Origin of the sequence: Actinoallomurus acaciae (assembly GCF_042429965.1) — a bacterium.
Taxonomy (GTDB): domain Bacteria; phylum Actinomycetota; class Actinomycetes; order Streptosporangiales; family Streptosporangiaceae; genus Actinoallomurus; species Actinoallomurus acaciae.
On record NZ_JBHLZP010000475.1, the window covers coordinates 1 to 6,192 of the forward strand.

Annotated in this window: 6 protein-coding genes; 3 read left to right on the forward strand and 3 right to left on the reverse strand. The window is 72.7% G+C overall.

From position 1 onward, the window contains the following. From ACFFNX_RS39060 to ACFFNX_RS39070, 3 genes are all read right to left on the reverse strand, one after another. A partial coding sequence (locus ACFFNX_RS39060; RefSeq protein ID WP_378211185.1) for an ATP-binding cassette domain-containing protein occupies positions 1 to 773 on the reverse strand: 773 nt, incomplete at its 3' end. A gap of 1 nt (position 774) precedes the next feature. Next, positions 775 to 1,836, reverse strand: coding sequence for a sugar ABC transporter substrate-binding protein (locus ACFFNX_RS39065; protein ID WP_378211186.1), 1,062 nt, complete (start codon positions 1,834 to 1,836; stop codon positions 775 to 777). Between the two features lie 31 nt (positions 1,837 to 1,867). Next, a complete protein-coding gene (locus ACFFNX_RS39070) occupies positions 1,868 to 2,863 on the reverse strand; it encodes an ABC transporter permease (RefSeq protein WP_378211187.1) in 996 nt (331 codons plus the stop codon). Positions 2,864 to 3,074: 211 nt separating this feature from the next. On the opposite strand from ACFFNX_RS39070, the gene ACFFNX_RS39075 reads away from it, so the two are divergent. The 3 genes from ACFFNX_RS39075 to ACFFNX_RS39085 form a co-directional block, all read left to right on the forward strand. Beyond that, positions 3,075 to 3,812: an SDR family NAD(P)-dependent oxidoreductase gene (locus tag ACFFNX_RS39075; protein WP_378211188.1), complete on the forward strand. Its 738-nt coding sequence runs from the start codon at positions 3,075 to 3,077 to the stop codon at positions 3,810 to 3,812. Next, positions 3,812 to 5,578 (forward strand): GMC family oxidoreductase N-terminal domain-containing protein, encoded by a 1,767-nt coding sequence (locus tag ACFFNX_RS39080; protein WP_378211189.1) that lies wholly within the window; start codon positions 3,812 to 3,814, stop codon positions 5,576 to 5,578. Before ACFFNX_RS39075 ends, ACFFNX_RS39080 begins: the two co-directional genes overlap by 1 nt. Continuing rightward, positions 5,575 to 6,192 (forward strand): thiamine pyrophosphate-binding protein (locus ACFFNX_RS39085; protein ID WP_378211190.1); only part of this gene is annotated, 618 nt, incomplete at its 3' end. The genes ACFFNX_RS39080 and ACFFNX_RS39085, both read left to right, overlap by 4 nt.

Genomic DNA, 6,192 nt, shown 5'->3' on the forward strand with positions numbered 1-6,192 from the left:
AGGGTGACCGAGGCGGCTCCGCGCAGGGCGCGCTCGCGGCCTGCGGCGACCGGCGGCGCGCCGCCGCCCAGCATCGCCGTGACCAGCGAGTCGACGCTCACCTTCCCGATCTCCTCGCCGGCCAGCACGGTACGGCCGTCGCGCAGCACGGTGACCCGCTGCGCGACCCGCATGACCTCCCCGAGGAAGTGGGAGATGTAGAGCACGGCCAGGCCGCGCCCGGCCAGCCGTCTCGTCGTCTCCGCGAGCCGGTCGGACGCCGCGCGCGGGAGTGCCGAGGTCGGCTCGTCCAGGATCAGCACCCTCGGCTCCTGGAGCAACGCCCGGCAGATCTCCAGGAGCTGCCGGTCGGCCAGCGACAGGGTCTCCACGCGTGCGCGCGGGTCGACGCTCAGGCCGAGCCCGGCCAGCACGGGCGCGGCGCGGCGTTCCATCGTCCGGGTGCTGACCAGCCCGAACCGGCCGGGGCCGCCGAGCGGGAACAGGTTCTCCAGCACGGTCAGGTCGGGATAGGTCATCAGCTCCTGCGACACGATCGCGATGCCCTGCCCGGCGGCCTGGCGCGTGTTGGCGAAGGCGACGGGGGCACCGTCGAGCTCGACGGTGCCCCCGTCGGGCCGTACGGCCCCGGAGATGATCTTGACGAGCGTGGACTTGCCGGCGCCGTTCTCGCCGACCAGGGCGTGCACCTCACCGCGTTCGACCGTGATGCCGGCGGCGTCGAGCGCGGCGACGCCGCCGTAGTGCTTGACCAGGCCGGACGCCCTCAGCATGTCAGCGCGCGTCCGAGAGCGGCCGGATGTTGCCGGTGATGTTCGCCAGGAGCCGGTCGATCTGCGGCTTGTACCAGGCGTAGGCGGCCTGGGGTGACTTCTCGCGGGCGATGACCTCGTCGATGTTGCCGCTGTCGAGCACCATGCCGGGTGTCTTGAACCAGCCCTGCGGCGGCTTCCGTCCCTCCCGGACGTACTTGATCAGGATCGCGCTCGACAGGTAGCCCTTGAGGAAGTGCTCGGGATCGATGCCGGCGAAGTTCGTCCCGTCCTTGACCGCCTGAAGCGTTTTCGGGTCGACATCGAAGCCGGCGGTGAGGTACTTGCCCTTCTCCTGCTGCTTGATCTTGGCAAGGTCGTAGCTGTCCGCGTCGCCGACGCCGAGGAAGGCCAGCGCGTCCGGGTGCGCGTGCACCTGGGCGAGCCAGGCGTTGTAGTTCTGCGCCGGGTCGCTGTAGGTGTGGAACGGGCCGAGCGTCCGGATGCCGGGCGCCAGCCTGGCGAGGGTGTCCTTGATGCCCTTGACCCGGTTGTCCAGCACCGGCACGCCCGGATCGGTCTGCCCGATCACGACGGTCCCCTTCGCGTCGGCGCCGAGCTTCTTGACCGCCGCCTGGGCGAGCTGCCCGCCGAGCTCGTAGTTGTCGGTGCCGACGAAGAAGCCGACCTTGCTGCCGTTCGTCGGCGCGGTGTCCAGCGCGACGACCGGGACGCCCTGGTCGACGGCCTGCGCCGCGGGCCGGGTGAAGATCGGCGGATCCAGGTTGAAGAGGATCACACCGTCGCGGTGGGTCACGACGAGGTTCTGGAAGAGCTGGACCTCGGCCGGGCCGTCGGTGTTGGGCGGGCCGACGACCTTGAAGTCGATGTTGCCCGCGTGCTGGGCCGCCGAGGTCGCCCCCTGGTACATCTCCCGGGCGAAGTTCAGGCTGTTGTTCGGCACGGCGATGCCCATCTTCAGCCGTTTCGAGCCGGAGCCGGATCCGCTGTCGCCGCAGGCGGCGGTGAGTCCGAGGACGAGGATCGCGGCGAGGCCGGCCCGCCAACGTGTGCGCTGCTTCATTGCTCGTCTCCTGGCGTACGGGCGGGGGCGGTCAGGCGTCGGCGGAGCGGGAGCCCCGGATCCGGCGCAGCAGGGTGTCGGCGCCGACGGCGAGGAGGATGACGCCGCCGGTCGCGAAGGTGGTCCAGTTGATCGGTACCTGGAAGAAGGCCAGTGCCGAGGCGACGACACTGAGGATGAGACAGCCGGCCGCGGCGCCGACGATCGAGCCGCGGCCGCCGGCGAGCGGTGTGCCGCCGATGATCGCCGACGCGATGGCGGTCAGCTCGTACCCCTGGCCGACCGTCGGGTCGCCGGCCATGAAGAAGGCCAGGGAGAACACCGCCGCCACACCCGCCATCAGCCCGCTGAGGCCGAGCGTGGCGATCCGGGTGCGGATCACCGGCAGGCCGCTGAACTCGGCCGCCTCCGGGTTGGAGCCGATGGCCCGTACCCGGGCGCCGAACCTCGTACGGGTGAACAGCACGGTCAGCGCGGCGACCAGGAGCACGGAGATCCACACGGCGGTGGGGACGCCGGCCGTGTTCCCGCCGAGGAAGGTGAAGAAGGAGTCGTTCTGCGGCAGGTCGGTGATCTGCTTGCCGTCCGCGAGCGCCAGGCCGGCGCCGCGGAGGAGCATCGCCGTGGCCAGCGTCACGATGAAGGACGGCAGCCGCATGTACGTGGTGATCACGCCGTTCAGGGCGCCGAGGACGGCCGACACCGCGAGGATCACGACCAGCGCGAGCCAGGTGCTCAGCCCGTCGCGGATGAGGACCGCGCCGAGGACCATGCACATCGCGTACATGCCGCCGACGGACAGGTCGACCTCGCGCATCGCCAGCGGGAAGACGATGCCGCACGCCATCAGGCCGACGTAGACCGTGTTGTGCGTGATGGACAGCAGGTTGCCGGTGCGCAGGAAGTCGGGGTGGAAGAGGCCGACTCCGACAACGATGACGACCAGGACGCCGATCACGCCGAACTCGTCCCGGATGAGCCTGCGGTGGACCGGGCCGAGGGAGGCGCCAGTCGCTGCTGATGTCATCGCGGTCATCGCTCCTCACGACTCGCCGGACGGTGTCGGATGCGGGGTGCCGTGAGCATGGACGCGCCGCCCGGCTCCGACAAGCAGGGCGTTTCACCGAATGGAAACGGCGAGGTACACGGCGCGCGCCCCGGCCGGACCGCCGTCGCGGATTCCGATGAATGGAACGCCCTCCTTGTCCCGGTGATGGCCGTGACGCACGCTCCCCCACATGAGCGATCGGGTGGCACTGGTGACCGGTGCGGCGAACGGGCTGGGACAGGAGTTCTGCGTGGCCCTGGCCGCCCAGGGCAGACGCGTGGCCGGGCTGGACGTCGCGGACCTGTCCGGGACCGAGCGCCGGATCGCCGACGCCGGCGGTGCGTTCCTCGGCGTCCGGGCCGACGTCACCGACCCGTCCGCCGTGGCCGCGGCGGTGGACGAGGTCGCCCGCCACCACGGCGGCCTGCACATCGTGGTCAACAACGCCGGGATCTACCCGTCGATCCCCTTCGAGGAGACGACGCTGGACGACTGGCGGCGGATCATGCGGCTGAACCTCGAGGGCCCGTTCCTCGTCACGCGGGCCGCCCTGCCGTACCTGCGGGCCGCGGGCTGGGGACGGGTCGTCAACCTGACCTCGGCCGTGGTGTTCCTCGGCCCGCCCGACATGGTCGCCTACACCACCTCCAAGGCCGGGCTCGTCGGCTTCACCCGCGCGCTCGCCGGCGCGGTCGGGGGCGACGGCATCACGGTCAACGCGATCGCCCCCGGGCTGACCCGGACGCTGACGGCCGAGCGCACCGTCGGCGCCGACGGCGGGTTCGAGCGGGTCCGCGGCCTCCAGGTCGTGCCCGCCGTCGAGGAGCCGCGCGACCTGGTCTCGACGCTGCTGTACGTCTGCGACGAGGGCAGCGGGTTCCTCTCCGGGCAGACCATCAACGTCGACGGCGGATCCGCGAAGCACTGATGAACGCCGGGGAGACGCGGGTCCTCGCCGACCTGTGCGCGGACCTGGTGCCCGGCTCACGCGCGATCGGGCCCGAGGAGTACATCGGGCGGGCGGTCGCCGCGATGTCGTCGTCGGAGGAGGACGCCCTGCACGCCGCGATCGGGCTCCTCGCGCCCGCCGCCGGGCACGGGCCGGACGCGCTGGCGCCGCTCGCCGGGTCATCGGCGTTCGCCCTGATCAGACGGCTCGCCATCGAGGCGTACTACGGCGGCTTCGCCGTCCCCGGCCATACCGGGCCGACCGGCTGGGAGGACATCGGCTTCGACCCGCCCCAGGCCCGCCGGCTCCGCCGGGACTGGTCGTTCCTCACCGAGCCGCCCCCGCCTCCCGATCCGCTGCCCGAGGAGGCCGAGGTCGTGGTCGTCGGCTCGGGCGCGGGCGGCGGACTCATCGCCGCCGACCTGGGCCGCGCCGGGCACGACGTGCTCCTCATCGAGGCCGGCGGCCTGTGGACCGCCGCGACGCACACGAGGTTCGAACTGGAGGCGCGGCACCGGCTGTGGTGGCCGGTCCGGTACGCCGACGGCGAGGACCCGGTCGCGCTGCTCGGCGGCCGGTGCGTCGGCGGCTCCACCGTGATCAACGCCAAGGTCGCGATGCGCGCCACCGACGCCGATGTGGCCACGTTCCACCGCCGGACCGGCCTGCTCGGGGACGGCGGCGAGCCGTTCTCCCTCGCCGACCTGCTGCCCTGGTACACCGAGGTCGAACGGCGCCTCGGCGTACGGGAGCGCGCCGACTGGACGCCGAGCGCGTACCGGCTGCGCGACGGGCTCGCCGCGATCGGCGCCACGTTCGAGCCGGTCCGTTCCTACACCGACTACAACTGCACCAAGTGCGGCTCGTGCCTGCAGGGCTGCCCGACGAACGCCGGCAAGTCCACGCTCAACACGTTCATCGCACCGGCCCTCGCCCGCGGCGAGATCCGGCTGGCCACGCGCACGCGGGCCGAGCGCGTGCTGATCTCCGGCGGCGCGGTCACCGGGGTCGCCTGCGACACCGGCGTCGTACGGTCCCGTACGGTCGTGCTCGCGGCGGGCGCGCTCGGCACCCCGCGGATCCTGCTGAACAGCCCCGACTACCCGCGCCGGGTCGGCCGCACGCTCGGCCTGCACCCGGCGCGCCTGGTCTACGGCCGCTTCGACGAGCCGCAGGACAACCATCGCGTCTACCCGATCACCGGGCACTGCCTCGACCACCGGGAGGAGTTCGTGGTCGAGGGCCCGACGGTGCAGGACCCGGTGTCGTTCGCCGAGAGCCTGACCGACGCCGACGGCCACCCCCTCTGGGGCACGCGCCTCGCCGGCAGCGTGCGGGCGTACCGGCACTGGGCCGGGATGCTCGTGATGGCGAACGACGAGAACACCGGCCTCATCGACCTGGACCCGCGCGGCGAGATCGTCGTCGCCAAGCGGTTCTCCGCCGCCGAGCGCGCCCGGCTGGAGGCGGGCCGGCGGTTCGCCGTCGAGGCGCTGCGCGCGGCCGGCGCCCGCGAGGTCCTGTGGACCGGGCTGAGCACCACGCACATGCAGGGCAGCGTGCCGATGGGGTCCGATCCCGCGCGCTCGGCCGTGGACGCGAACGGCCGGTCCCACGACGTCGCCGGACTGTACGTCGGGGACGCCTCGCTGATCCCGGCGTCGCTGCCGGTCAACCCGTCGCTGACCATCATGGCGCTCGCCGCCAGGGTCGCCGACCACCTGGGGAGGGAACTCACCGGATGAGACCCATCGACGCTCTACTGGAGATCGTCCGCGGCGAAGGCGTGAGCCGGATCTTCGGCAATCCCGGCACGACCGAGCTGCCGCTCATCGACGCCCTGGCCGACGCGCCCGACCTGTCGTACGTGCTGGGCCTTCAGGAGGGGTCCGTGGTCGCGATGGCCGACGGGTACGCCCGCGCCACCGGCCGCCCGTCGTTCGTGAACCTGCACGTCGCGGCCGGTGTCGCGAACGGCCTGATCGGCATGCTCAACGCCTCGCGCTCCCGTACGCCGATGGTGGTCACGGCGGGCCAGCAGGACCGCCGCCATCTGATCCAGGACCCGATGCTGTCGGGCGACCTCGTCGGCCTGGCCGGCGCCGCGACGAAGGCGGCCGTGGAGGTGCAGCACGCGCGTGACCTGCCGATCGTGCTGCGCCGCGCCTTCGCCACCGCGGTACGCCCGCCGTCCGGCCCGGTGCTGGTCTCCATCCCGATGGACGTGCTGGAGGAGGAGTCCGACGTCGACGTGCCGGACCGCTCGCCGGCCCTTGCGTACGGGCCGGCGGCCGGAGTCGGCGCGGCCGCGGAGATCCTCGCTCGCGCGTCGCACCCGGTCATCGTGGCCGGGGACGGC

Excerpts from the sequence above, each read along its gene's own strand:
- ACFFNX_RS39065 (WP_378211186.1), bottom strand. The coding sequence starts at position 1,836 with ATGAAGCAGCGCACACGTTGGCGGGCCGGCCTCGCCGCGATCCTCGTC.
- ACFFNX_RS39070 (WP_378211187.1), bottom strand. The coding sequence starts at position 2,863 with ATGACATCAGCAGCGACTGGCGCCTCCCTCGGCCCGGTCCACCGCAGG.
- ACFFNX_RS39075 (WP_378211188.1), top strand. The coding sequence starts at position 3,075 with ATGAGCGATCGGGTGGCACTGGTGACCGGTGCGGCGAACGGGCTGGGA.
- ACFFNX_RS39080 (WP_378211189.1), top strand. The coding sequence starts at position 3,812 with ATGAACGCCGGGGAGACGCGGGTCCTCGCCGACCTGTGCGCGGACCTG.